This window comes from Streptomyces sp. PKU-EA00015, assembly GCF_013387495.1.
Classification (GTDB): Bacteria; Actinomycetota; Actinomycetes; order Streptomycetales; family Streptomycetaceae; genus Streptomyces.
Window position 1 is genome coordinate 44,310 of record NZ_JABZEE010000006.1, and the last position, 26,158, is coordinate 70,467.

Sequence of the window (26,158 nt, forward strand, 5' to 3'; positions counted from 1 at the left end):
CCCGGGTGTGCGGCCGCCGTCACGCTCACGTCAGACGTTGGGCACCTTCAGCTTGTCCCAGCTCGTCCTGCCCGGGATGCCGTCCGCGTCGCTCCCCGAGTAGCCGAGCTTGCGCTGCCAGGCCGCGTACGACGCGCGGTCGGCCTCGGTCCACTCCGGACCCGGGCCCACCTCGTAGCGGCCGCAGCCCTCGGCGACCAGCCGCTTGCCCATCGCCGTGATGACCGGGCTGCGCCGGCCCGCCTGGAAGAACGCCGCGCCCGGGAACGGCTCGTAGCGCGGAGCCGGCGGCGGCGTCGCCGGTCCGTCCGGAGCGCCGCCCAGCCGCTCCCTTATCCGGCTGCGCATCGAGTCCATCGTGAACCCGCGCGGATCGACCTTCCCCGGCTGCCACTCCTTGTGCCCGATCACCGAGCGGTGCGACCAGCCGTGCGCCCGGCAGATCGCCGCGGCCGCCTTCTCGACGGCCTCCAGCTGCGCCGCGGGCCAAGGGTCCTTGCCGTCCCCGAGGTTGATGCACTCGAAACCGTAGAAGTGCCGGTTGCCGTCGGTGTTGGCCTCGTTGTCGGCGGGCAGTGACGCCGACTCGTTGACGACCGCGCGCAGGACGTCGTCGTCGCCCAGCCCGGCATGGTTGGCGCGGCCGTTGCCGACGAGGTAGACCGTGCCGTCCTTCGCGATGACACCGTGGCACAGCGGTCCGGGCAGACTGGAGTGGCCGTTGTAGCACAGCTCGACGGAGCTCTCGGTGCCCTTCGTCACGGTGTGATGGATCATCACGCCGTTCACCGGGCCCCACGGACCCTTGTGATTGCGGTTGTGCGTGCGCCAGCTGCGATGCTCGACCACGCGCAGTCCCTCGTTGCGAAGGGCCTTCAGCAGTCTGTCGGCCGACAGGGGTGTCGCCATGGTGGTGCTCCTTCCCGGGAGTCCGTCAGTTCTCCGGCCGTCCCTGATCGATTTGCCCGGTCTCCGCGTCCGCCGAACCGCCTTGCGCGGCACGCTCCGCCGCCACGGCCTCCTCCTCCGCGCTCGCCTCGGCCGCCAGCGTCTTTGCGTCGGCCGCGGGGATCGGCGCCGCCAAGGAGCCGAAGGACTGCCGCAGATCGGCAACCGACCCCTCACCGAGCACCCACGCCAGCGGCGCGTAGTGCACCTCGACACCCTGCGGCGAGCGCAGCAGCGGACGCCGCGCGCTGTCCGTCGGCCACTCCACGTCGCCCGTCGCCGTACGCGCCGCCACGGTCCAGAAATCCCCGGACCGGTAGGCACGTCCGGGCTCGAAGTACACGAACACCCCGTCCTCCAGGGGCAGCCACACACCCTCCTCGATGCGCAGCGCCCCGCCGCGCGCCTTCGACGCGCCGCCCTTGCCCCGGCCCGAGGGCGGCCGGTGGTCCCAGCGCCGCAGATACGGGTTCAGCTCGGGACGCCGGCCCACCGAGGGGTGCGGCTCGTCCGACAGCCTCACCCGGCGGCCGGGCAGGTCCAGTTCCTCGACCCGCAGCAGCGGTTGCGGCTCGCGGCGGCTGGTGTACGCGGTGTCGGTGAACTCGACCCAGTCACCGACGTTCAAGTCGAGCTTGTCGTCGCCGCCGAGGGACGCCAACTCCACCCAGGTCCCGTCGAGTTCGTCGACCGGGAAGGTCACCGACCCGTTCTCCCTCGACCACTTGAACGTCGCGTCCTTCGCCGCCCCGCCCTCGTGGATCTCCACCCGGTACAGCTGGTTCTCCGGTCCGCGGTAGCGGGCGTCGGGCGGTACCGGGCACGGGTCCTCGTCCGCGCGGTCCGGACGCTCGCTGCGCGCCGCCATCCGTGCCGTCGGAGCCTGCGCCGCGGCCCACTTGTCGAACGCGGCCCGCACCTGGTCCTTCGTCGCCCCGTCCGCCAGCTCCAGCTCCGAGCCCGGCACCGGAACCACCTGCCAGACCACCTTCACCCGCGCCGCGGTGTCCGGCATGGCCGAGCCGAGCGCGACCTCCCGCAGCAGCGGGTCCTCGGCGGCGGTCACGACCCGCTCCCACACCTTCAGCGCCGCCAGGTACGGGAACTGGGTCGGCAGCCGGTCACCGGGCCGCTCCGGGTCCCGGTAGCCGTCCGGCTGGTCCCAGTACGTCCAGGTCGCCGGCGGCGCGGGACTGTCGGCGGCCTCGCCGTCCGCGGCCGGCTCCGTGACCGGGACGCCCGGGGCGGGACGCGTCGCGTCGAGGAGGATGCCGTCCACGTAGTAGCGGCCGCCGCCGATCGCCAGATCGTCCAGCTCCCGGCTGCCGCCCAGGAACTGCACCGCGAAACCGGTCGCGCCCTGCGGGCCGCCGTGCTGCCCGATCAGGTCGCGGGCGACGGTCCGGGCCCGGTGCAGCTGGATCGCCGTCTGCTCGTTGGAGTCCGCGTCCAGCTGGACCCGGCCCTGCTGGGCGATCACCGCCGAGTAGTGCCTCTCCGGCCGGAAGGTGACGCGGGAGATGTCTGCGTGCATGAGTTGGGGTCCCCCTCGGGAAGTTCAGGCAGTCGTGAAAGTCGTGTCAGGTGACGGGGATGATCCCGGCGTCCGTACCGGCCGGGGTGTACTCGGCGAGCCGGGCCCGCAGGCTGTCCTCGCGCTGCGGTTCGTACAGGTCGTGGAAGACGCCCATCTCGGAGCCGTCGTCGGCGCCGCGCCGGATCTCCGGCGGGCACACGCCGGCGAGCCGGCCGTAGGCGGGCGTGCCGTACCGCTCGCTCTCGAAGAGAGGACGGACCGGCTCACCGCCCGCGAGGTCGGGCCGGCAGCGGTGCCGGCGCGGGGTGCGGGAGCCCGGCGGCACGTACGAGTACCGCAGGCAGCCGATGCCGCGCCGGGCGACGCGCATCCGCCCGGTGAAGACGCTGTTCTCGCCGATCTCCACGGCATGCGTGTGCACTTCCCCGATCACCGTGGTGCGGTGGGCGTGCAGCACCGCGTGCGCGAGCCGGCAGTCGGGAGCGGACAGCGCCTCGCGGTCGTGGCCGGTGGCGTCCAGGATGCTGTCCCGGATGTGGAGCGGCAGCGGCTCGTGGTTCACCTCGTCCCCGATGACCTCGATCGTGCCCAGAACGCTGTGCTCGATCTGCACGCACGCCGTCGTCCGCTCCAGCACCAGGCTCGGCTCCTCGGGGGAGTGCGGGTCGCACTCGGGCTCCAGCGACCATCCCGGCACCAGCGTGCAGTGCCGCAGCACCACCGCGCCCACCGGACCGCTCACATGCAGGCCGCGGCCGGTGACCAGCAGACCGTCCAGCACGATGCGCGGCGCCTCGCCCCCGCAGTCCTCCTCCCGCGCCCGGATGTTGAGCGCGTCGGGGCGGTTGCTGTACCAGTCGAGGAGGCGGATCACCGGGCGGCAGCCCTCCGCCGCCCGCAGCTCCAGCCGGTCGCCGCGCTCCAGGTCGAAGTCCAGCTGCTCCTGGTAGGCGCCGCTGTGCGTGATCTCGATGACGCCCTCGGGCCCGCACCGGCCCGCCCTGCGGTCCTCGCGCCACTCCTCGTACGCGTCCATGATCTTCTGATGGCCGCCGCCGGGGCCGACCCGGTAGACCTTCGCCGCCGGCGAGGTGTCGCGCTCCCGGGGGTACTCGCCGCCGCCGATGTCGTCGCCGAACGCGTAGTGGTACGTCACCCACACGCCCTGCCGCGGCGCCGAACGCGACCCGAACGCGATCCGTCCCAGCACCGGGTCGACCGCCACCTGGCCGCGCCGCGGCCGGTAGCGCCACTGGGACAGGTCCGCGACCACGATGTCCGACATCGGCACCGGCTCGTCCTGGCCGTCCCGCCAGATCGTGAAGCTCTTGCCCGGCCCGTAGTAGTCCGCGAGCCGGTCGGCGAGCTGGCGGCGCCGGATGTACGCGGGCACGTTGTCGATCGTGGCGATGTGCGTCGCCGACGGCTCAGGCACCGGATTCGTCACCAGCGGGGCGTCGTTGCCGAGGATCGAGAACGTGTAGAGACTGCGCGCACGGTCGATGCAGTACGCCGGGGCCCGGTTGAGGTGATACGGCTTCAGCCGCCACACGAACAGGCCCACTCCCGCGGGCGTGTACCCGCCCGTGCGTCGTGCGGAGCCCGCCCTGCGCACGTCCACCGACCGTGCGGTGTTCCCGAACGGGCCGCCCGCCAGATCCAGTTCGGCGCCCTCCCGTACGTCGGCGAGCCGGCCGCGCCCGGCCCGGCGCACATCGGCGGCCGCCGGCCCAGACCCGTACAGCTTCACCGGCTGGTGGTGGGAGACGAGCCGCGAGAACTCCACGGCCCTCGCCGGCCATCCCCCGATCTCCTGCGCCAGCTCCTCCAGCAGGTGCAGTGTGCCCTTGCGGCGCCGGTTGGCGACCGTGGCCGCCACGTCCCGGCGCGGCGCGAGGGCCTCGGCGAGAGCGCCGCGAGAGGCGTCCCGGCCCGCGTCGCCGAGCCCGTCGGTGCGCACCCTCTCGTAACCGGGGAGCGGCCTGTAACCCACCAGGTCGCCGATGTACGGCAGCACCCAGGGCGCGGCCGTCTCCACGAACAGGTCCTCGTAGCCCTGCTCCACCCGGTCGCGCACCAGGTCGGCCTGCTCGGCGATCACCGCGAGCAGCGCCCGCAGGGGTTCCCCGGCCTCGGCGTCCCGGAGCCGGTGCCACTGGGGGAGCAGCTCCGCGAGCCCGTCCGGTTCCCTGCTCATGCGGCGCTCCTTTCATACGTGTTCATGCGGTGACCTCCGTGAGAATGAGCGTGTCCGCCACGTGGGGGGACAGCAGGACGAGCTGGGCCGGGCGGACGCCGCGGAAGACGCACACGGCGCGCCCCTTCGCCAGCCGCCGGGTGTCGGTGACGTCCGGGTTGAGGCGCAGCAGTTCGGACAGCGGGATCCCGTACCGGGCCGCCACCCCGGTCAGCGTCTCGCCCTCGTCGGCGGTGACCGTGTGCACGTCCTCGTCGTACGCGGCGAGCCGTGCCGGGACCGTCGGCCGCACCTCGGTGAGCCCCTCGGCGAGGCGGGTCAGGCCGTCGGGCGTGAGCGACGCCGGGACCCCGCCGAAGACGTCCACGTCGACGAAGTCGACGCCGGGCACCCGGTGCGCCGTCGCCAGCACGTCGGACAGCTGGGCGGGACTGCCCAGTTCGCGCCGACCGGGTCCGAACTCCCGTAGCAGCGCCTGCCGCAGCCTCGGCTCCACCACCCGCCAGCTGTGGTCCGGCGCGACCTTCACCTTCGCCGCGATCAGCAGGAGCACCAGCTCCCGCACGTCCACCCGCACAGGCAGCCGCGAGTCGCCGTACTCGGCCAGCGAGGAGCGCAGGGCGCGCAGCACGTCGGAGTCCCCGGCGACCGGGATGTCGTCCACCCCGGCGACCGTCACGTGCAGCACCTGCCGACGGCCGTCGAAGACCTCCCGTGCCACCGCCCGGCCGATCCCGGCCCGCGACCGTGCGAAGTCCTCGTAGTCCGCGACCGACACGAGCCGGTCGAGCGCGGACACCGCGAGCGGCACCGTGCGGCGGGTCAGCGAAGGCCCGTCCGCGTCCGCGCCGCCCGTGGCGGGCTGCGGATTGGTGACCCCTGTGACGCCCAGCGGCCGCGTGACGGCCTGGGTGATGCGGTTCGCCCTGACGTTGGCCGCACGGCCGGTGCCGAAGCGGTAGCGGGCGCGGACGTTCTCGCTGCCGCTGGGCAGGCGCGCCCCGTGCACCCCGTCGCCGAACGTCACCGTCGTACGGCCGTCGGCCGTCGTGCCCGTGACGTACACTCTCTCGGTCGGGCCGCGCCCGGCGAGACTGTCCACCTCGTGCCACAGCAGCCCGTCGACACGGACCTCCAGCACGGGCGTCGCCCCCAGAGGGGTGTCGGCGGGCAGCCATGTCAGGGGCGACTGCCACAGGGCGAACGTCTGGTTCGGCCGGTTCGCGTCCCCGCTGCCGATCGGCTCGTCACGGCTCTCGCCGTGCGTCGCCGGCACCACGTTGCCCAGCACGCGCACCGTGTCACGGCGGTAGCGGTAGGCCAGCTTCGACGTCAGCGACAGCCGGGTGTGCACATGATCGCCCGGCAGGCGCCGATCGACGACCTGCTCCACATCCGCGATCACCACCAGTTCCGTGCCCATGACCCCTGACGCCGCCGGGGACTGCGGCAGCACGTCCGTCCGTTCCCCGGAGACCACCAGGTGGCGACCCGGACGCAACCCGTCGTACAGCTCCGCGAGTTCGATCTCGTCGCCGTGCACGTCCTCGCCGAGCGGCTCACCCGCGAGCCGCAGGGTCTGACCGCCCGCGTGCACCGTGGTGTCGCGGATGTTGGACAACAGCACGTCGTGCTCGTCGAGCCACGGGTCGGCCAGCGTCAGCTCCGTGCCCCGGCCGGTGATGCCGTAGTTGGTGTAGACGGCCGTGCGCACGGCCGTCACCCGAGTGGTGACGAAGCCCAGCCGCGCGTCGCCGGGGATCCCGTCCGGCCCTTCCGCGCCCTTGCGGGGACGCTCGATCGCCACCCAGCTGCCGACCGTCACCGAGTCCTGCACCGAGTCCAGCGGCAGCACATGACGGTTCGCCGGCTCCGGCACCGTCGCGATACCGACCACGACGTTCGCCGGCTCGCTGCCCACCGTGTAGCTCACGGTCAGCTCCATGCCCCCGTGCCGGACCTGGCGGCGCTCGCCCGGGGCGAGCCGCCAGTTCACCGGCTCGCCGTTCTGCACGGCCACGTGCACGCGGCCGTCCTCACCGGGACGGGACACGAACAGCGTCCGCTCCGGCAGGCCGTCCGACAGCTGTGCCGTCACGCCCGGCTCCTGGGAGTCCGCGGGCCGCCTGCTCAGCCAGCTCAGGTCGTGGTCCTGGCCCGACCGCGTGCGCAGCGTGATCCTGCCGGGCCCCAGCTCGAACGACTTGTCCGCCGGCAGGTTCTCGGCCACCTGGACCGACGAGCCCGTCTCGGTGTGCTGGAACTCGGCACGCTGCGGCACCCGCCCCGACGGGTCGTACACGATCCGCATCGTCGTCAGCGCCGCGCCCGTCAGAGGCCAGTCTGCCTGCCGGACCACCCGGCCGCGCTCGTCCTGCACCGGCCGCAGGGGAGCCGTCGCACCGAACGGCGCCGCCGTCACCCGCATCGCCTGCAGCTCGGTCAGCAGAGCGGGTGCGGTCGGGGCGGACCGCCGCCACGCCGCGTACATCCCGTCGGCCACCCGGGGGTCGAGCGCGGACAGCAACTGCGCGCCCAGCTCCGAACCCGCCGCCGGAAGCCGGTCCTGGGGCAGCGCCCGGGCGCCCGCGCCCGGCCGCACGTCACGGGTCCGCAGCGCGGGCAGCACCGCGCCCAGCGCCCGCAGGGCCGCGGCGCCGCCGGACACCTGCTCCTCCGGCCGGGGCGCCGGCCGGGACGGCTCCAGATCGGCCGCCCGCTCGCGCAGATCGCCGACCACGGCCTCCAACTGCTCGAACCAGGCCGCCACGTCCTCGTACGCGGCGGCCACCGCCTGCGCCTCGGCGAGCCGTTCGTGCGGACCGGCGAGCAGGGACGCGAACGCGGCGGGCGTGGTGACGGTGTCGAGGCCCGCCCGCAGCGGGGCGAGCACCTGCGCGTCGAACTCCTCGATGTACCGGCTGACGGGACGCGGATTGGGGTTGTCCGGGGCGGGCTCGCCGTCCTCGGTCGCCCGGTCGTCCTCCGTGATCCACCGGCGCAGCTCGTCCACCAGCTCGCCGAGCGTGGGCGGCGCGGACCGCGGCAGCGCGACCGCGGTCACGTCGTCGTCGCGGTCCACCCGGGTCCGCGCGACCGGCAGCAGCAGCCGCTGCCCCGCCGGCCCGCCCTCCTCCCCGGCGAACACGAACAGCAGCCGGTCACCCGTGCTCAGCCCCGTGGACGTACCCGCGACGAAGATCTCCGACCGCCGCCCGAGATCGTCGGGCGTGAGCAGCGAGGGCCTGCGCCGGCGCACCGCCAGCTCGTTCCACGCCGCCCGCGCCACCATGTCCTCGCTCGTCTCGAACACCTGCGACTGCTCGTTGGAGGAGGTGGGCACGCTGTTGCTCCGCGCACCCCGCGGTATCAGCACGGACAGATCCGGCTCCCGCGGATCCCGGTCCAGGGTGTACGCGAGATGCGTGTCCGCCGCGATGCCCGGCCGCGGCCGGTGCCCCACCAGCCTGCCCAGCAGCGCCAGCGAGCGGTGCTCGTTCGCGGTGCGCAGATACGCCTCGTCCGCGATCCGCTCCGCATGGAAGGTCAGCAGGTCACCGACCACCGCCCACGCGTCCAGGAGTCCGATCGCCGGATCGTCCGGCGTACGGACCGTCAGCCCGCGCAGCGCCGGATAGGCGGGCGAGGCCAGCCGGTCCAGCATGGCCGCCAGGAACGAGCCGTACTCGCCCACGCGGTAGTCCAGCGCGTCCCGGCCCGGAGGGTTGTACAGGGCCCGCGGGGCGCGGCGCTCGTCGTGCCCGCCGCAGCCGCAGCCGCACGTGCCGCTCATCGCGCACCTCCGCCGATCTCGATGGACAGCAGCCCGTTCTCGGGCCGGTCGGGGTCGTTGTCGCAACGCGCGATCTCCAGCGGGCCGAGCCGCAGCACGCCTGCCTCCAGTGCCGTGTCGTCCGTCTCCTGCGCGGGCCCGGCGTCGAAGAGCCGGGCCAGCCTGGTCACCCGCACGCTCTCCACGCCCCGCACGGCCGCCGCCGCGGCCACCAGGCGGCTCAGCCGCACCGGTTCGCCGAACGACAGCGCGTCGGGGTGGAAGAAGCCGAGCCGTCCGCCGGGCAGCCGCCGGCTGCCCAGCAGCCGGTGCAGCTCGGCGAGGATCTGCCCGTGCTGGTGGCCGGGAGCCGCGCACACCCACAGCGCGATGTCCAGCGGCACCCTGCGCGCCGGGCCGACCACGAGGTCGTGCCCGATGCGCCGGTACGCCTCCAGCCCGTACGCCACCGAGTCGAGCAGCCGCTGCGACGGCTCACCCGCGCCCAGGGCGTCCACGGCCACATGGGCCTCCTGCACACTTCCCGTCCAGCGGATCTCCGCCGCCGCCCGCTGCACACCCGGCAGCGCCGACGCCAGCGCGGCGTAGTCGTCGGCGGTCACCGCGCGCAGCCGCGAACGCCGAAGATCCAGCGGCGCGAGCTGACGCACCTGCTCCAGCGGCTCCGGCTCGGTGCCTCCCACCGCCGGAAGCGGATTGCGCACCCCCGCCACCGGCATCGCCTCGCCCGCCTCCGCCACGTGCGGATCCCGGCACAGTACGAGGTGGTTGATGGCCTCCGCGCCCACGTTGCCCGCCGTGCCGCCGCCGAGCCGGTAGTGCAGCTCCAGACGGGCGCCCGGCCGCGGCCGCGCCCCGTGCCGCCCGTCGCCGAACCGCAGCGCGATCCGGCCGTCGTCCTCCAGCTCCCCGACGAAGTGCCGGTCCCGCTTCCCGCTCGCCAGCAGGTCACGCCGAGCCGTCCACTCCTCGTCCCGCTCCGCGTCGACCACCCGCACCGCGGGCAGCGCCTGACGCGGGTCCTGGACGAGGGCCGCCGCGGGGCCTCGCAGCTCCGGCTCGTCGGGGTGCAGCCCCGCCGCGTACACCGGACCCCAGGTGTGCGCGACCTCCCAGGCGATCCCGCCGTCGAGAACGGCGCCCGCGCGGGCCCGGGCCGTCAGCACCTCCAGCCGCCGCAGCTTCGGGGCCAGCAGCCGCTCGCTGCGGTGCAGCAGCTCCCGCAGGGCGGGCACCGGCCGGCGGCGCAGCTCCAGCCGTTCGAGCACCTTCAGCCCGAACAGAACCGTCAGCTCGGCGATCTCCGCCTCGGCCAGACCGTCGCGGTCACGGGCGCTGCGCCACAGCTCCACCAGCCGCTGCCGCACCCGCTCCGGGACGGCCGCGAGCCGGGCCGCCTGCCCGCCCGACACGTGCGCCGACAGCGGGAACGGCACCGACTGGACCACGGGGGAGTGGTGCAGCACTGGACGGAACCGCGGGCGGATGCCCGGATACACGACCTGCGCCAGCAGCGTCTCCAGCGCCTCCGCCTGCTCGTACGCGGTGCCCGGCACGACCTTCTCGCGCCGCCGGCCCGCCAGTTCCAGACCCAGACCGGCCCGCCCGGTCGCGTCCTCGCCGACGACCGCGAACAGCTCCCGTATCTGTCCGGCGGTCAGCAGCCCGCCGTGCCGCGTCTGGTCCATGCGCGCACCGATCAGGTCCGCGACGGCGTTGCCCGCGTCCCGGTCCGGGCAGCCGAAGCCGGACGGATCGCACGAGCCGAGGACGGCGGGCTCCGCCGGCACGGTCACCGTCTCCGCCGTGCCCTCGCAGAACGTCAGGGAACGTCCGTGGTCGACGAGCGCCACGTTGCCGCGCGCCACACTCACGTCGGCCACCGGCTCACAGTCCCTGCCGCCCCGCGTGGACAGGCACACCGGGAACGTGAGCGCGTCCTCCTGCGCCCATGTGACCTCCAGCACCGGCTGGTCGCACAGGGCGTCCACCACCGGGGTGACGGAGGTGAGCCGCACCGCCTGCCGGTGCGACGGGTCGGCGTCACCGGGCGTGCCCGAGACCGGCCCGCGCACCTCCTCGATCAGCAGCAGGTCGCCCGGCGCGAGACACAACTCCCTGACGGAGCACTCCTCGTCGGCCCACGCGTCGCGCAGCGTCGCCGACGTCGCCCCCCTCGGCAGCGAGCACACCTCGCCGCCCCAGGTCCAGAATCCGATGGTGTTGTGCGCCGGGCGCAGCACCAGAGGCTCGGCCGCCACGACCGGCTCGAACACCTCGACCGACCCGCGCTCCCCGAGGACCGCCAGATCCCCGTCGTCGATCACCGTGCCGATCTCGGGCCGGTCCCTCGGGCCGAGCCGCGCGACGTCGACCGCGGCGAACCGGAAGGTGCCCGGCAGCAGGGTCAGTTCGCGCGCCACCTCGACGGTCACGAACGCGCGGGCGTTGCACCCGTCGTGCATCGGATAGTCGATCAGCCGCACATGCCGGCGCACCGACACCCGCCGCCGCGCGGTGTCGAGATACGCCTCCGTCGCGACCGCGTCCTGCTGGTAGCTGATCCGGTCGGCGGTGTGCGCCAGCAGCTCCACCAGCGTGACACCGAGATCGGCCGGGTTGCGCTCCACCCAGTCGGGAGTGGTCAGCGCGAGCCGGTCCAGGATCAGCCGGCGGATCGTGTCGTAGTCGCGCGCCGTGTAGTCGACGACAGGTGCGGCCGGGAAGTCCGGCGGGCAGTCGCCCGGCTCGTCCTTGCAGTCGAACGGGGTGGGGCAGTCCGGCCGGAACGCGAACCGGGCCGAGAAGTACCGCTGGTCGAAACCGGGGAACGGCTCCGTCCCCGGCCGCCCGTAGGGATCGGTGTCCACCACCGACAGCCGGTACCGGCTCGTGTCCCCGGTGCGGTCCAGCGTCACCAGCAGCCGGTCGTCGAGCTCCGGGTCCTCCTCCCGCTCCACGACGACGTCGACGGCCTCGATCCCGGTGACCCGGCGCCCGCCGTCGATGCGGATGTTCTCGGGGCACAGCCCGTGCGGCGCCTTGCCGAGGAACGTGACCGTCAGCGTCAGCCCGTCGTCACCCACCTCCACCGCGTCCACGCCGCCGAGCTGCGCCGCGCGCACCTTCCCACGCCTGCCGTCGCCGCGGCAGACCAGCTCCTCCACGCCGCTCATGCGGGCCCGCTCCCCTCGAACACCTCGTCGCGCAGACTCCCGGTGGCGCGCACCGAATAGCGCAGATACACCCGGACCACGTTCTCCTCGCTCACCACGTCCAGCGACTCCACCTCGATCAGCTCACCCAGCCAGCGCTGCAACGACGCCTGTACCGAAAGCTCCAGAGCGGAGGCCAGTTCGGGGCTGTTCGGGGTGAAGACCAGGTCCAGCAGCCCGCAGCCGAAGTCGGGGCGCATGACCCGCTCCCCGGGGCTGGTGAACAGCAACTGCTCGATCAGATCGCGCACATGCTCGTCGTACGCGGCATGCGCGGTACGCCCCCGCCGGTCGCCGCGGAACGGAAACGCGATGTCACTGCGTACGGCCCTCATCGGCACATCACTCCCTGTCGTCCGGCGGAGACGACCACCGGTCCCTGCGGCACGAGCGCGGCGCCGAAGCACTGCGCGGCCGTGGTGTCCAGGAGCACCGGCGCGCCGTCCACCAGCACACCCCTGGCGTGCGGATCGAAACGGGCGCTGGTGCAGGGCTGCGGCACACCGTCCACGGTGTGGGCGCAGCCGGTCACGGCGAACACGTCCAAGGCGGTGTGGACGGGATGCCCGTCGACGCGCACCGCACCGGCCGCCGACGCGGCGAACACCCGGCCGCCGTGCGGACAGTGCATCGCCGATGCGGCGCTGATGCAGACGCCGGAGTTACCGGAGTGTCCGGACAAGACTTCTCTCCCCGTTGTGTGGTCACTGCCGTGCGTGGTCACTGCTTGCCCGGCACGATCAGCCGGCCGTCGTTGATGTTGACCTCGGCGCCGCTGAGGACGACTGACGCGCCCTGACCGTTGGCGATGGTCACGCCCTTCTCGTCGACCTGGATGTACGCCCCGGTCGCGGCCTGGAGCCGGATCCCGTTGCCCCCCGGCACGTCACCCATCACGAACTTGTGCTTGTCGGAGGTCTGGATCACCACGTTCTGGTGTGCCGGGCCGCCCGTGAGCGCGTCCGGCGGCAGCTCCCCGCGCTCCCCGTACCAGCACCCCGTCCAGATCGGGTAGCTCGGGTCCCCCTGCTCGAACTCCACCCACACGCCCGCTCCTTCGGCGGGCACGACGTACTGCCCCGACCCCCGGCCCGTGAACGGCAGACAGGGCAGTGCCCACGTGGAGGTCTCGCCTCCCAGCACGTCCGGCACGTTGACCGTGACCCGGCCGATCTTCAGCGGGTCGTCGTTGCTCACCACCCGCCCCCGGAACTTGCCGAGGAACCGGTTGTTCCCTCCTGCAGCCATGCGCTGTTTCCCTGATCCCTTCCTGCGGCCGGTCCTACGGCCGGATCCACGGCCGGTCCTGTGGCCGCTGCTACGGCCGGACGGTGCTGCTCCGGGCGATCAGCCCCTCGCGCGAGAGCGTGAAGTTCTGCTGGTACGAGCCGGGCCTGATGTTGTGGGTGACGGACTTGACGTAGTAGTCGCCGTCGTACGTCACCCCGGCGCCGCGCACCCCGACCAGCTCGCGCGGCCGCAGGATGTACCCGTGCCGGTTGACGTCGAGCGACCCGGAACCGGAGATGGCGTCGGCGGACAGCGCGGCCCGCGCCAGCAGCTCGGCCTGCGCCTGTTCGGACTCCTTCTTCGCCGTGCCCGACAGCGTCCGGCGCTTGAGCGCCGGCGTCGCCCGCCGCCCCAGCGGCGGGCGCAGCGGCCCGATGTCCGGCTGCGGCAGCAGCACCGAGTCGCGGGTCGCCGGGTTCTGCACGCGGGCCTGCGGCTCCTCCCGCGCGGTCCCGTCATACGCGAACGTCAGCTGGTCCACGGTCGAGTTGACGTCCATGTTGACGTTCAGCGCGTGCTGACGGTCCCCGATCCGGATCTCCGGACCCCACACGGCGGTCGAGCGACCGGGCCGCGGGCCCGGCTCCAGGAAGAAGACGAAGCCGTTGGCCCGCGCCAACTCGTTGACGTAGGCGAGGTCCGTCCCCGTCTGGCACTCGACCCGCAGCTGCTCCCGCGGCGGCTGCTCGATCTTCTCCTGGAACACGCGCGGTTCGATGCCGTAGTCCGCGTACTTGGCGAGGATGCGGCCCACCCGCTGGGAGGGGCGCAGATTCGGGTAGCGGTCGGTGCGCTCCTCGAGATCCATCAGGATCGTCAGGTCCTCACCGGTGACGGTGAGCGTCGAATGCCCCGGCTCGTTGCTCGCGCCGACCTCCTGCCGTACGACCAGGCCGTCCAGCAGCACCTGGGCGGTCCCCTTCACGCTGACCGAGAGGATCACCCTGGTCTTCGGATCGAAGAACCCCTCGGGCAGCAACCGCCGCGACAGCGCGCCCCGCTTGGTGAGGTCGAACGCCAGCTGGAAGCCGCTGCGTTCGCCGGCGGTCGCCGTGATCTGCGCCGACAGCAGCGCCTCCATGACCTCCGGCGGAACGGGCCGGGTCAGGCGCGGCCCCGTCTCGAGGGTGATGTGGATGGGCCCCTGCCCGACGGGCTGCTCAGACATACCGGTCTCCCGGCGCCGGGAACCCGCCGGCGTGCGGAACCCGGATCGTCCGGCCCGCCTCGGCGGTCAGCTCGGCCGGGTCCAGCACGGGGTTGGCGTCCGCGATCTGCCACCACTGGCCCGGGTCGCCGATGTACCGCTGGGCGAGCAGATCGGGACGGTCGCCGCTGCTGACGGTGTGCGGCGCGGACTCGTCGCCCGTGGGGTCAAGGGGGGGCAGCAACCGCCGCTTGGTGTACCGCACTTCGGTACCGTCCTCCGCGCGGTGCACCCCGATCTCCGCGTCGTGGTACCGGCTCGACCGGGGGTAGGGGTGGGCGCCGGGTATGGCGTCCAGGGCGTTCTCGTACGGCTCGATGTCTGCCATGTCCTTCAGCTCCTCCCCATGACGCCGCCGCGCCCGCCGATCCCGAGTGCGGCGAGCCCGCCGCCGCTGCGCGCGGCCCGGGCGAGCCGCTCCTTCTGCGCGAGATGCGCCATGTACAGATCGGCCCCGCGGTGCCCAGCCGGGAGGTCACTGACGCTCAGCACCTTCATGCCGATGCTCAGCGCGGCCCGGATCGGATTGAGGTTCACGTCGAACGCGGACTCGTTGACGGACAGTTCGGTGAGCCGCACGGGTATGACGCGCTTGCTCCCCCAGGTGAAGAGCGTGAGCGGCATCTCGATCGGACTGATCTCGATGGTGCCCTTCTTGGTCAGCCGGGAGGCCTCCCGCAGCTGCGCGGTGGTCGGATGCACGAGCATCTCGAGGGTCGCGAGCTCGGGATGGATCCCGTCGGGAGCGGCGACCTCGAACTGATCGGTGGCGTCGATCTCGGCGGTGAACTTCCAGGTCTCCTGTGCCGGCCCCTTGAGCCGCAATGCCTCGTTCCGGTCCCCGGACCCGCTGCCCCCGCCCCCGGCATCACCGGTCCCTCCGGCGGCCTGTGGCGAGAGACTTCGCTCCAGGGTGTCGGGGTTGAACTGCAGGACGATGATGCGCTGGGGCGTGCCGCGGTCGGGGTCGACGACGACGATGCCGGAGCGGATGGGCTTGGGGATGTCGGGGTAGCGGGTCACAGGTGCTCCTGGGGCCGTGCTGCGGGATGTGGGTGGTGTGGAGGTCTCGCCTCAGTCCGTGGCGGACAGCCCGTCCAGGAGGATCTGCGCGTTCTCGCGCACATGCTCCTCAGGGTCGCTGTCCCGCAGTTCCCGGACGAGATCGACGAGGCCCGGATGCGGGAAGTATCCAGTTGCGATGATCACCGCCTGGCGGACTCCGGCATCGGGATCACGTGTGACGTTCCGGAATTCACCGGTGATCCGCTCCGCGTCTGCTTCGTCGGCTGCGAGTGCGGCGGCGTACACGCACCTCAGCTTCTCGTCCCTGTCGTCCGCCTCGTGCAGTCCGCTCAGCGCTTCTTGTACCGACCAGAGTTCACAGTCCTCATGGATTTCCTGCGCAACCTCCTCGGCACCGGATCCGCGCAGGGTGAAATATCGTGTACCGATAGGCTGGTCATCCACCTGGTGAATTTCCGTTTTCCGGTCCAAGGTGACCCAGACATCGACGTACGCACCGGCCTCAGGGATCCGTGATTTCTGCAGAACCCAGCCGCGTTGCATGGAAACGAAGTCGACATCATCGGACGTGAAGCTGGGCTTGATCACCAGTCGCTCGGTGAAGTCTGTCATTTGCAGGCGCCTTTCCTCGTCAGAGTCCGTAGAACTGTAGCAGAAACTTCTTGATGAGTTCGCGTCCCTTTTTCAGGGCGCCGGGTTTATCATCTCCGATGATTCCCTCGCCCTTGGTCTTGGCCAGAACCCATTTTTCCGCCAGGGCTTCTTCGCGATACTTCAATTCCTCGCGCTCGGCCTTTGAGCCACTGAGGCCGGTGGTCTGCTGCTGGACCTCCTCTTCCTCGAGTCCCCGTGCTGACCTTGCCGCGCCGAGCATGGACATGGGGAACCAGCCGCGATCGCCGAGCCTCTGACCCTCGTGTGCGGCGAATGCGTCGTGTGGGGTCAGGCCGCCTCGTTCTGCGCCGAAGCTGAGCAGGTCGGTAGTCATCGCGGCGTAGCCGAGATTGGTCGTGTTCCTGTGGGATTCCCGTACGAACATCAGCCAGTGGGCATTTCGCACCAGTTCTGCCTGCTCCGGCGTGAAGCCCTCCGGTGCCCTCCCTTCGAGAACGTATGTGCGTAATCCGAGCGCGAAACGCGGTCCGGTGAGGCCAACGCTCTTGAGACTCTCCTCCGGCTTCCGGCCGCCGGGATTCTTGAGGGCTTCCTCGTCACCTTCCGGTAGGTGCTGGTATTTCCCTATCCGCTGAGTGATGAGATTTGTGATGCCCCATACCTGCTTCTGTTCTTTGACTCGATCCTCGTTCTCGCCGATGTCGTAGAGCTCCATCTTGCCCGGCCCGACGCGATAAGGATCGGCGATGACCTCGGGCTCGCCAGGGCGGGATACGTCGAGTGCCTTTCCTCGGTCACGGAGGTATCGAACCACGGCGGGAATGTCACGCCCGCCGTTTATCTTCAGTGCCTCATTGATTCCCTGCCGATCGTTTTCATTTTCCGCTTCGTGCTTTTCTCGGCGCATTTCTCTGGCGGCTTCGGCCACATCGGGGTTGTCGAGGAGGTCGTCTGTCACCTCGCGTATCAGCGGACGGAGGTCGGCGCCGGTGAGTTTGTACCCGTCCTCCGCTTTTCCGCTCGGATTGAGAGTGGCGACGACTTCGAAGGCAGGGGAGCTGCTTCGGCTGAGACCGGTCAGGCGGTGCCAGGCACGCATTCCGGCGAGCGCGGCGTCGAGCGCCTGAGGGGGAACCGAGCTCCGCAGGAGAAGGCCGATCTTCGGGCGAATCCTGGCGATGATCTTCCGGAGCCTCTCGTCCTTCGACTCCTTCGAGTCCTCCTCCTTCTTGCGCCGGTCCTTCGCCTCCTGCTTCTTCTCCGGGTCCTTGTCCTTCGGCTTGTCGTCCTTGCCCTTGTCCTTCCTGGGCTTGTCCGGCCCCTTGTCCCGGTCCTTGTCCTTCGGCTTCCTGCCGTCCCCGTCCTTGGGCTTGTCCGGCTTCTTGCCGTCCTTGCCGTCCTTGCCGTCCTTGGGCTTGGCCGGGCCGTCCTTCTTGTCGTCCTTGTCCTTGGGCCGGTTCGGGTCCTGGTCCTTCGGGCGATTCGGGTCCTGGTCCTTGGGCTTGCCCGGAGCGTCCTTGTCGTCCTTCGGCTTCGCCGGCGTGTCGTCCTTGGGGGGACGGGACTTCGGGTCCGTCTCCGTCTCCGTCTTCGCCGGCGGCTTCGGCTTCGGCTTCGGGGCCGGCGTCGGACGGGTCGGGGACTTCTCCTGGTCCTTGTCCTTCGGGCGGCCGGGGGCGTCCTTGTCCGGACCCGTGGGCTTCTTCCCGTCGCCCGGGCCCGTCTTCGGCTTGCCGCTCGGGCCCGGTGTCGTCGGCCTGCCCGGGCCGGGCCGCGTGCCGGGGCCCGGGCGGGGCGTCGTCGGGCGCGGGCCAGGCGTCGTCGTCGGCTTCGACGGGGTCGGGGCCGGGCCGCCTTTCTTGTCGTCCGCCGGCGCCCCCGCGCCCCCCGGCGCCTTGTCCTTGTCCCCGCCCTTGTCCTTGCCGAGGTTCGCCGCCACGCCCTTGAGCCGGCGGCCCACCTTCGCCACGTACTTGCCGATACCGCTCAGCAGCGCCTCGTAGGCCAGTTCCAGCAGCGCCACGATGCCCGCGGCCACCGCCTTCGCGAAGAGGACCCCCGCGCCGCCCTGGCGGACGGCCTTGAGCCAGGTGAGGACCGCGCCCATCGCTCGCAGGATCTCGCCGAGCGCGCCGATGGCCACGCGAATCGCGTCGATGACGGCCATCACCCAGCCGGCGCCCGGGATCAGCTTGGCGATGACCTTGGTGATCACGATCTCGCCGATGATGAGGGGGAGCTGGGGGACGATCGCGTCCCACGTCTCCTTGACGATCTGCTCCAGGGTGATGCCACCCTTGATCAGTTTGTCCAGGATGGCCTTCGGGACGCCGATGATCTCCTCGATCTTCGACTGGAACCACGACTTGACCGCCGCCTGGACCTCCCGGAACAGGTGGTTCTTCGCCCCGTCGACGGCGGAGTTCTTGGCGCCGCCCAGCCAGCCGCCCGGGTCGGAGAGGAAGTCGACGGCGATGAGCATGAAGTCGCCGAGAGCGCTCAGGAGTTTGGCGGCGAAGTCCAGGACCGACTTGATCGCGTCCACAACGGCCTTGATCACGTCCTGCAACATCTTCTTCAGGATGTCCAGGATGCTGCTCAGCAGTTTGCCGATGGCGTCCAGCAGATCGCTGATGATCTGCTTGAGCATGTTCGCGAGCTTGTTGACCAGAGCGATCGCGGCGGCGATCAAATCGGTAATGAACTTCCGGATGCGGTTGGCCAGTTCGATGACGGCCCGCACCATCGCCTTCGCGAACTCGATCAGGTCGTTGATCAGGTTCTTGATCGTGTCGACGATGAACTTGCGCGCCTCGTTGATCCAGCGCTCGACCGTCTCCTTGAAGTTCTTGATGAAACCGATGACCGCGTCACGCGCCGCCCGGATCACCCGGACGATCGCGTTCTTGATCTCGATGACCTTCTGCTTGATCCAGTCGAACGCCTTGGTGACCCAGTTGCCCGACTCGTTGACGCTGTCGTCGCGCTTCTTCTCCGCGTCCCTCTCGGCCTTGGTGTTCTCGTCCTGGATCTTCTTGTCGCCGTCCTCCTTCTCCTTGGTGACGTCCTCGTCTGTCTTCTCTTCCTTGTCCTTGACGTCCTTGCGGACCTTCTCGTGCCGCTCGGTCTTCTTCGTACCGAGCTTCTTGAGCTCCGCGTCCTGCTCCGTGCGCCAGTCGGCGCGCTGGGCGGTGACGTCGCTCATCGCCTTCTCGCGCTCGCCCGCCTGGCTCTCGGTGTTGGTCGCGATCTCGGCGTCGACCTTCTGCTTGTGCTTCTGCTGCGAGTCGCGGAAGTCCCTGTCCTTGGTCTGCCGCCCCTCGGACATGCCCTTCTGCCCGTCGCTGAACGCGGCCTGGAACTGCGGCCCGCGCTCGTGCTCGGCCACCTCGGACGCGGCTTCCGGCGGTACGGCTCCGGTCGGCGACCCGCCCGCAGGTGCGCCGCCGCCCTTGCCGCCCTGGCCGCCGGGGACCTTGGCCCGCATCTGCTCCTTCGGAGCATGGGGGTAGACCTGGTTCTCACCCATGGCGCGACCGGAGTCGTCCCGGGCCGTCGTGACAGCCTCCTGGCCCTTGGCGTCCACGGCGGAGCCCTGCTCGCCGGCCGTCTGCTCGGCGGCTCCCTGCATCTCCACGCCCGGCGCGTTGCCCGCCTGGGCCTGCTTCAGCGCCTCGTCCTTGGTCGGCAGCCCGGCGAACTTGGCCGCCAGTTCCTGTGCGTCGACCTCGAATCCGACCCAGCTGAGCACCTTGCCGATGCCGAAGCCGAGGGCCATCTTGAAGGTGTCCCAGCCGCCCGGCTCCTCGGCCTTCTCCGCCTCGATCTGCCCCTCGGGTTCCTTGGCGCCGGTGACCTCGGCCTTCTCGTCCTTGGGGGCCTCGGACTTCTGCGCCGGATCCTGGGAGTACTGCGCCGGGGCATCCGCCTTCGGCTTGCCCTCCAGCGTCTGCGGAGCGCCCGCCGGGCGCTGCATCGAGGGCGGCGCAGCGGCCAGCGCCTTGTGCTCGTCGCCGACCGTGCGGTCCACCGACCCGCTCACACCGCCCATGGCCTGAAGTGCGGTGTGCGGCTTGAGCTTGGATGCCGTGGCCAGGCCTGCTTCCGGGGCCACGCCCGAGAGGTTGGGGGCCGGCGCTGAGTCCTTCCTGCCCTTCGCCGGTACGGACGCCTTGCCGCCTCCGCCTCCTCCGCCACCGCGCGGCGCCTTGGCGGCAGGTGCCGGCTTCGGCGCGGACTCCCGCTTCGCTGCGGGCCCGGACTTCGGAGCGGGCGCGGCGGCCGGGGCCTCGGGCGCCTTGACGGGCTCAGGAGCGACGGGTGCCGGCGCCGTTGGCGCCGGGGTCTCCGCACGGGACTCGCTCGGCGTCGGCTGATCACCGCCCGACGACCCGCTCTGCGTCCCCGAAGCGGCATCGCCGGTCGCGACGCCGGGCTTGTCCGCGTTGGATCCGCCGGACACATGGGAGTCCCGTGCGGGCGAGGAGCCCTGCGAGTCCGCCGTCGGCTCGCTCCTGCCCGCGGGGCCCGTGTCCGTCTTCTTCTGTTCCTCCCTGGCTGGCGAATCCGGCGCCGACGCCTTGCCGCCCGCAGCCTGCGGCGAGGCCTTCTCCTGCCCGGCCCCCGCCTTGTCGCCCGCGGCAGGGGTGCCCTTCTCCTCCTTGGCCGCGGCTTCCTTGCTGTCGCTGCCGCCCTCGGACTTCCCCGGCGCCTCCTGCACCGCCGTCTGAGCGGCGACCGGCCCGGCCTTCGGATCGGCGCCGCTCTTCGGGTCCTTCGTCATCGAGCCGGGGGCGGGCGGTGCCGAAGCGGCCTGGCCCAGGGCGAGACCACCGGACTCTCCGGCTCCTGCGGTGCTCTCCTCCTGCTGGGCCGACGGCTCCGTGTCGCCGAGCGCGTCGGCACCGTCCGACTCCTCCTCGGCCTCGGCCGCCTGGTCCTCTGCGTCCTCCGCGTCCCGCTCGGCCTGCACCTTGTCGGCCTTGGTCACCGGGGGAGCGGGGAACGACGGGGCCGCCGGAGCCGTGGACGACGACGGGTCCAGCTCGTCCGCGGTCGGCACCCCGGACACGTCGAGGTCCTGCTCCGGGAGGAAGTCCTCCGGCTGGAGCTTGATGTCCCACGCGCTCTTCTCGCCGCCCCCGACCTCGACCTCCGACTCGCTGCCGGAACCGAACGGGTCCTCCTCGGCCTTCTCCTCCGGGTCGAGATCCTGGTTGCGTACGCCGTCGAGCCTGCTGAACGGTCCCGGGTCCTGCGTGCCCTTGCCGGACACCGTCGGGGAACCCGTGGGCTTCTCCTCCCCGCGCCTGGCCTCCGGCTTCACCTGCTGACCCGCCACGAGCGCGTCGACGGCGCCCGGACGGTTCCTGGCCGCGGACTCCTCCTCGCTCGCGGCCGGCGCCTCCTGCTGCTCCGGGGCCTCCTTCTCCACGGCGCCCGCGGACTTCTTCTCACCGCCCTGCGGCCCGCCCTCGGACTTCCCGCCCGCGGCCGCACCCTGCTCCGGGGCGGCCTGCTGCGACGACGGTGCGCCGGCCGACGGCTGCTGCTCCGCCGCCGGACCGCCACCCTCACCGGCCCCGCCCGGTTCCTGCGCCTGCTCGCCACCGCGCGGGGCCTCGCCGCCCTGCGGTGTCGTCCCGTCCTGCGGCGTACCGCCGTTCTGCGGGGTGCTGCCGGGCGCGCCGTCCGTGCCCGACCACTCCTTCTCCGGGCCCGGCGCGACCGGGGGCCTGTCGGTCTCCTCCTGCCGTTCCTCGGCCGACTGCCGCTCCCTGTCGCGCTCGAACGCCACCTCCTCGAACAGATCGGACTCGACGGCCGGTGCGTCGAGCGAGCTCTGCTCCAGCTGCTGGTCGGTCTCCTCGTCGATCTCGATCTCGTCGACGAGGTCGAGCACCCGCTCGTGCTCGGAGCTCAGCAGCCGGGTCTCCAGCCGGTCCAGGACGGCGTCCTGCAACTCGTCGGGCAGACGCGCCAGTTGCATGCGCGTGCGCTTGGAGCGGTCCTCCGGGTCGCCGCGCAGCGAACGCACGACCGAGTTCGCCAGGCGGTCCACGAGCGTCGCCGGATCGATCTGCTCCAGCCGGTTCCGGTCCGCGTCCACGGTGGCGTACCGCAGCCAGCCCGGCGTCGCGTGGCCCTCCTCGACGGGGGTGCCCGGCTCTCCCTCCCGTACGGACTCCTGCGCCGCCGATTCCGCCTCGCGTTCCGTCGCCTGCTGGGGCAGGCTCACCGCGCCCAGGTCACGGCCCGCGCGCAGCGCGCCGAGACCGTGCGGGTTCTGCACCGTGTGCAGGAGTTCGTGGGCGAGCAGTCGCTGCCCGTCGGCCGTGCCCGGCCGGTAGGCGCCCTCGCGGAAGAAGATGTCCTGTCCGACCGCGACCGCGTCCGCACCCAGCATCTCGGTCAGCGCGCCCGCGTCCCGGTCGGTGTGCAGCCGTACGCGGCCGAAGTCGTGCCCGAGCTGCTCCTCCAGCTCGCGCCGCACGCTCACGTCGAGCGGCTGGCCCGCGCCGCTGACGATGTTCTTCGGCTCGGGCGCACGCGAGACCGACCGGTCCTTGCGCTTGCGGCGCTTGCCGGACTGGTCCGTCCGCGACTCCTGGGAGTGCGAGGTGCTCATCGTGTCACCTCGCCCCTGCCCGCCAGACCCGCGTGCACGGCGCGGGCGAGCTCCTGGCCCAGCCGGCGGGCCGAAGCGGTCGCGGGCAGCGGCGGCAGGCCCGCCAGGCCGTCCAGCGCACGGCCCCCGTCCGCGGCCATCGGCACGCCCCGCTCCCGCACCAGCCGGGCCAGCTCCGCCTCGAAGGCCGCCGACACCCGCTCCGGGTCCACGCCCCGGCCGAAGCCGTCGAGCACCAGCTCACCGATGTCCACCCGCACCGCCGTCTCGCGCGGTGCCTCGTTCAGACCCATCCGTGGACCTCCGAGGGTGTCAGGGAGCGGTCCAGCTTGAGGTATTCGGTGCGCGCGGCCTCGAGCATGTGCCGCATCTGCAACCGGTCGCCCTCCTCGGCGGCGAGGAACGCCCCCGAGAGCGCGATGTTGCGGATCGAGCCGCCCGCGACCGTCAGCCGGGCCAGCAGCTGCGGGTCGACGTCCTTCATCGGGGCACGCGCGGGGAGCACGCGGCGCCAGATCTCCGCGCGCTCGCTCTCGCCCGGGAACGGGAAGTCGACGACGAAGCGGATACGGCGCATGAACGCCGTGTCCAGCGCCTGCTTCATGTTCGTGGTCAGGATCGCGAGCCCCCGGTACGCCTCCATCCGCATGAGCAGGTAGCTCACCTCGAGGTTGGCATAGCGGTCGTGGCTGTCCTTGACCTCGCTGCGCTTGCCGAAGAGCGCGTCGGCCTCGTCGAACAGCAGCAGCGCGCCGCCGCGTTCTGCCGCGTCGAACACGCGGCGCAGGTTCTTCTCCGTCTCGCCGATGTACTTGCTGACCACCTGGGACAGATCGATGATGAACAGGTCCAGGCCGAGTTCCTTCGCCATCACCTCGGCGGCCAGCGTCTTGCCGGTGCCGGAGCCGCCGGCGAACAGGGCCGTGACGCCGAGTCCACGGCGCAGCGTGTCGGCGAAGCCCCACTCCTGGTAGACGGTGGGGCGCTGACGTACGTGCGCCACGATCTCGCGCAGGACCCTCAACTGCCGGTCGGCGAGGACCAGATCGCCCCAGTCCGCCTGGGGCTCGATCCGCCGCCCCAGTTCGTCCATGCTCATCCGGGCCTCGGTGAGGCCGGCGCGCCAGGCGAGGTCCGTGGCGTCGAGCTCGTCCTCGCCGGGCAGGTCGCGTGCCACGGCCGCGCCGGCGGACCGCACGAGGTGCGGCGGCAGCGAGAACTGCGCGACCAGGTCGCGCAGATCGTCCTCCGACACCTCCGGTACGCCGGCGAACGCGTCGGCCCACACGCCGAGTTGCTCGTCGGCGTCCAGCGGCGGTACGACGACGCGCTCGCCCCGCGCACGCGCCGTCCGGCGCGGCTCGGGACCCGAGACGACGAGCGGTACGGCCGCGCTCTCGACGAACGCGTCGACGGCCGCGGCCTGCTCGCGGTCCATGTCGCCCACCTCCAGGAGCAGCGCGGCGGGCAGCAGGATCGCCTCCCGCTGCCACAGCCGCGCGAGCCTGTCGCGCTCTGCGGCGCCGGTGGGGATGTCCTCCGCGGCCACCTCGTACAGGCCCAGCCCGCAGCGGCGGGCGGCAGCGGCGGCGATGTCCGCGCGGGTGCGCATGTCACCGCCGACCAGCTCGACGCGCAGCGGCGCGCCCGCCCAGCCCGCCGCGACGCGCTCGGCCGCGAGGTCGTAGGAGGCGGGCAGCGAGTCGGGTACGGCGGCACGGCGGAGCATTCCGTGCAGTCGGGCGTCCAGATACGGCGAGCCGGCCAGGAAGTGCAGGATGCGCTCGTCGAGCCGCAGCCGGGAGGTGGTCAGCCGGGTCTCGTCGTCGAGCTCGACGATGCGCCAGCGCCGCAGGGGGGAGACGGGAGTGAGCGCGCTCCAGTGAGGGTCGCGCAGGGCGGCGAGGGCGAGCGAGAAGGTGGGATGCGCCCGCTCCGGATCACCACAGGCGGCGGCGCAGCGGGCTCCGGTGGTGGGTTCCAGCTCGGCGGCGGCGGTGAGCAGCACGACGTCACGCTCGAACGGGCTGAGCCCGAAGCACGCGACGAGCGCGTCGAGTGCGGCGGGCGCCCGCGGTGCCCCGACGGCCGGTCCGGCGCCCCCCGCGACGGCAGGCACCGCCGCGCCACCACGCGCCTCGTGGCGGTCCTCGTCCTGCCGTCCGCGCCCGGTTACGACCGTGTCGGCGTCGTCGGCGGGTGCACCGCCGCGTGCGGCGGGCTCCGCCGCGCCGCGGTCGGACGCGTCGTTACCCGGCTTGTCGGCGTCAGCCGCTGCGCGTGCAGCCCCTTCGCGGCGGTCGGCCTCGCCTCCGCGCCCGGTTACGCCTGTGTCGGCGTCGTCGGCGGGCGCACCGCCCGCGGTGGTCGGCTCCGCCGCGCCGCGGTCGGCCCCGGCGTTGCCCGGCTCGTCGGCCGGCGCCTCGCCGTGTGTGCCTTGTCGGCGGCCGGGGCCACCCACTCCACCGGCTCCGCCCGGCGCGGGCGAACCGGCCGCAGCACCGCTGCGCTGCGCGCGGCCCGCGCGGCCCGCGTGCGCGTCGATGCGGGACAGGACCTCGTGGATCGCCGACGTCAGCGCGTGGGCCTCCCCGGCTCCCTCGTACGTACCCATGTCCTCACCCGCCCCCGTCATCGGCACTCCGGCTCAGCTCTTTCCGCCCTGCTTCGGCGCATCGGGCCCATCTGCCCTGCGGGCGCGCGGTGTTGTTGCGGTCCGCTTCGCCGACACGGTGCGGGCGGCCCGTTTGGCCGGTGCCTTCTCAGGGGGCGCCGTGGGCTCGGGGGAGGCCGCGTCCTCCGGAGCCGGTGGCTCCACCGGCCCCGGCGGCACCGGCGCGCCGGGTGCGCCGAACGGCAGCACCTTGACCGTGCGTTCCTCCACCGGCTTCGCCGGCGTCGGCCGCTCCCGGCCCTCCAGCAGCACGAGCGACGCCTGGTACGCGACCGACAGCGAGTACGGCGTCTGGTGGAGCATCCCCCACAGCTTCGACGTCTCGTCGATGTCCATCACGATCGGCGAAAAGCGCACCTTCTGCGGCGACTCGGCGAGATCCGAGCTGGCCAGGTGCGGCCGCTCCGCCGCCAGTTCGATCACGTCCCTGGGCAGGACGGGGATCTCGTGGAGCGTGCGGACCACGCAGCCGATGAGCCGCTGCCCGACGAGCTCCGCCTCTTCCCCGTACGCGCTGATCAGGTAGTGCAGGTCCAGCGCGGCCGCCGCGCGCTTGCGCAGCGTGCCGTCCGAGGCGCGGGTCGGCAGGTCGGCGTTGCGCATCGAGGGGTTCGGCGTCACCTGGTACAGGAACACCGTGATGGTCGGTTCGGCCGGCGGTTCGTTCGGCGGCTTGCGGGTCTCCACCTTGACCGCGATGTCCATCTCCGGGCCGAGGTTGCTCTCGATGAGCAGGGCCAGCGCCTGGGTGACCGTCGCGACGGCGAGTGCGTTGCTCATGGTCGGTCCTTCCTCTCGCCGCGCGACAAGTAGTCGTCCAGGGTCAGTACGGGCGCGGGCCTGCCGCCCCGCCCGGCGGGCCGCCGGTCGGACGCCTGCGGGGATGCCGCGGCGCTGACCTCCAGCCGTCCGATCTGCACGTGCACGACCCGTTCCGCGGGCTTCTGCGCGCGCCGCCCCACCGGGCCGAGCGCCGCGCCGCGCACCGCGGCCGCGTCGGACCGGCGCGGTACGGGCGCGGCCGCCGG

Annotated in this window: 16 protein-coding genes and 1 pseudogene; all 17 read right to left on the reverse strand. The window is 72.3% G+C overall.

Going from position 1 to position 26,158, the window contains the following annotated elements:
- Positions 1 to 30: 30 nt before the first annotated feature.
- Positions 31 to 909, reverse strand: a complete 879-nt coding sequence (locus tag HW130_RS06295; RefSeq protein ID WP_177148424.1) for a peptidoglycan-binding protein — start codon at positions 907 to 909, stop codon at positions 31 to 33.
- Positions 910 to 934: 25 nt separating this feature from the next.
- Entirely contained in the window at positions 935 to 2,482 is a 1,548-nt protein-coding gene (locus HW130_RS06300) for a DUF6519 domain-containing protein (RefSeq protein WP_177148425.1), read from the reverse strand.
- A 46-nt stretch (positions 2,483 to 2,528) separates the two neighbouring features.
- Complete coding sequence (locus HW130_RS06305) at positions 2,529 to 4,682, reverse strand: hypothetical protein (protein ID WP_177148426.1); 2,154 nt, start codon at positions 4,680 to 4,682, stop codon at positions 2,529 to 2,531.
- A gap of 22 nt (positions 4,683 to 4,704) precedes the next feature.
- Positions 4,705 to 8,475, reverse strand: a complete 3,771-nt coding sequence (locus HW130_RS06310) for a putative baseplate assembly protein (protein ID WP_177148427.1) — start codon at positions 8,473 to 8,475, stop codon at positions 4,705 to 4,707.
- On the reverse strand, positions 8,472 to 11,651 hold the full coding sequence (locus tag HW130_RS06315) for a putative baseplate assembly protein (RefSeq protein WP_177148428.1): 3,180 nt from the start codon (positions 11,649 to 11,651) through the stop codon (positions 8,472 to 8,474). The genes HW130_RS06310 and HW130_RS06315 overlap by 4 nt, the downstream gene beginning before the upstream one ends.
- Positions 11,648 to 12,025, reverse strand: coding sequence for a GPW/gp25 family protein (locus HW130_RS06320; RefSeq protein ID WP_177148429.1), 378 nt, complete (start codon positions 12,023 to 12,025; stop codon positions 11,648 to 11,650). Before HW130_RS06320 ends, HW130_RS06315 begins: the two co-directional genes overlap by 4 nt.
- Positions 12,022 to 12,372: a hypothetical protein gene (locus tag HW130_RS06325; RefSeq protein ID WP_256355915.1), complete on the reverse strand. Its 351-nt coding sequence runs from the start codon at positions 12,370 to 12,372 to the stop codon at positions 12,022 to 12,024. Before HW130_RS06325 ends, HW130_RS06320 begins: the two co-directional genes overlap by 4 nt.
- A gap of 38 nt (positions 12,373 to 12,410) precedes the next feature.
- A complete protein-coding gene (locus tag HW130_RS06330; RefSeq protein ID WP_177148430.1) occupies positions 12,411 to 12,938 on the reverse strand; it encodes a phage baseplate assembly protein V in 528 nt (175 codons plus the stop codon).
- A gap of 70 nt (positions 12,939 to 13,008) precedes the next feature.
- Positions 13,009 to 14,148, reverse strand: a complete 1,140-nt coding sequence (locus tag HW130_RS06335) for a hypothetical protein (RefSeq protein ID WP_177148431.1) — start codon at positions 14,146 to 14,148, stop codon at positions 13,009 to 13,011.
- Positions 14,141 to 14,515, reverse strand: a complete 375-nt coding sequence (locus tag HW130_RS06340; RefSeq protein ID WP_177148432.1) for a hypothetical protein — start codon at positions 14,513 to 14,515, stop codon at positions 14,141 to 14,143. The genes HW130_RS06335 and HW130_RS06340 overlap by 8 nt, the downstream gene beginning before the upstream one ends.
- Before the next feature lie 5 nt (positions 14,516 to 14,520).
- Positions 14,521 to 15,210, reverse strand: a complete 690-nt coding sequence (locus HW130_RS06345) for a hypothetical protein (protein WP_177148433.1) — start codon at positions 15,208 to 15,210, stop codon at positions 14,521 to 14,523.
- Between the two features lie 51 nt (positions 15,211 to 15,261).
- Positions 15,262 to 15,825, reverse strand: coding sequence for a HEAT repeat domain-containing protein (locus HW130_RS06350; RefSeq protein WP_177148434.1), 564 nt, complete (start codon positions 15,823 to 15,825; stop codon positions 15,262 to 15,264).
- Positions 15,826 to 15,844: 19 nt separating this feature from the next.
- Entirely contained in the window at positions 15,845 to 22,456 is a 6,612-nt protein-coding gene (locus HW130_RS06355) for a DUF4157 domain-containing protein (protein ID WP_177148435.1), read from the reverse strand.
- The gene (locus tag HW130_RS06360) at positions 22,453 to 22,749 is read right to left on the reverse strand and encodes a hypothetical protein (protein ID WP_177148436.1); all 297 of its coding nucleotides are present in this window, start codon (positions 22,747 to 22,749) and stop codon (positions 22,453 to 22,455) included. Before HW130_RS06360 ends, HW130_RS06355 begins: the two co-directional genes overlap by 4 nt.
- Entirely contained in the window at positions 22,740 to 25,070 is a 2,331-nt protein-coding gene (locus HW130_RS06365; RefSeq protein WP_256355918.1) for an ATP-binding protein, read from the reverse strand. The genes HW130_RS06360 and HW130_RS06365 overlap by 10 nt, the downstream gene beginning before the upstream one ends.
- A 33-nt stretch (positions 25,071 to 25,103) precedes the next feature.
- Positions 25,104 to 25,910 (reverse strand): DUF4255 domain-containing protein, encoded by an 807-nt coding sequence (locus HW130_RS06370; protein WP_177148437.1) that lies wholly within the window; start codon positions 25,908 to 25,910, stop codon positions 25,104 to 25,106.
- Positions 25,907 to 26,158, reverse strand: a pseudogene (locus HW130_RS06375) (hypothetical protein); the annotation flags it as partial. The pseudogene HW130_RS06375 and the gene HW130_RS06370, both read right to left, overlap by 4 nt.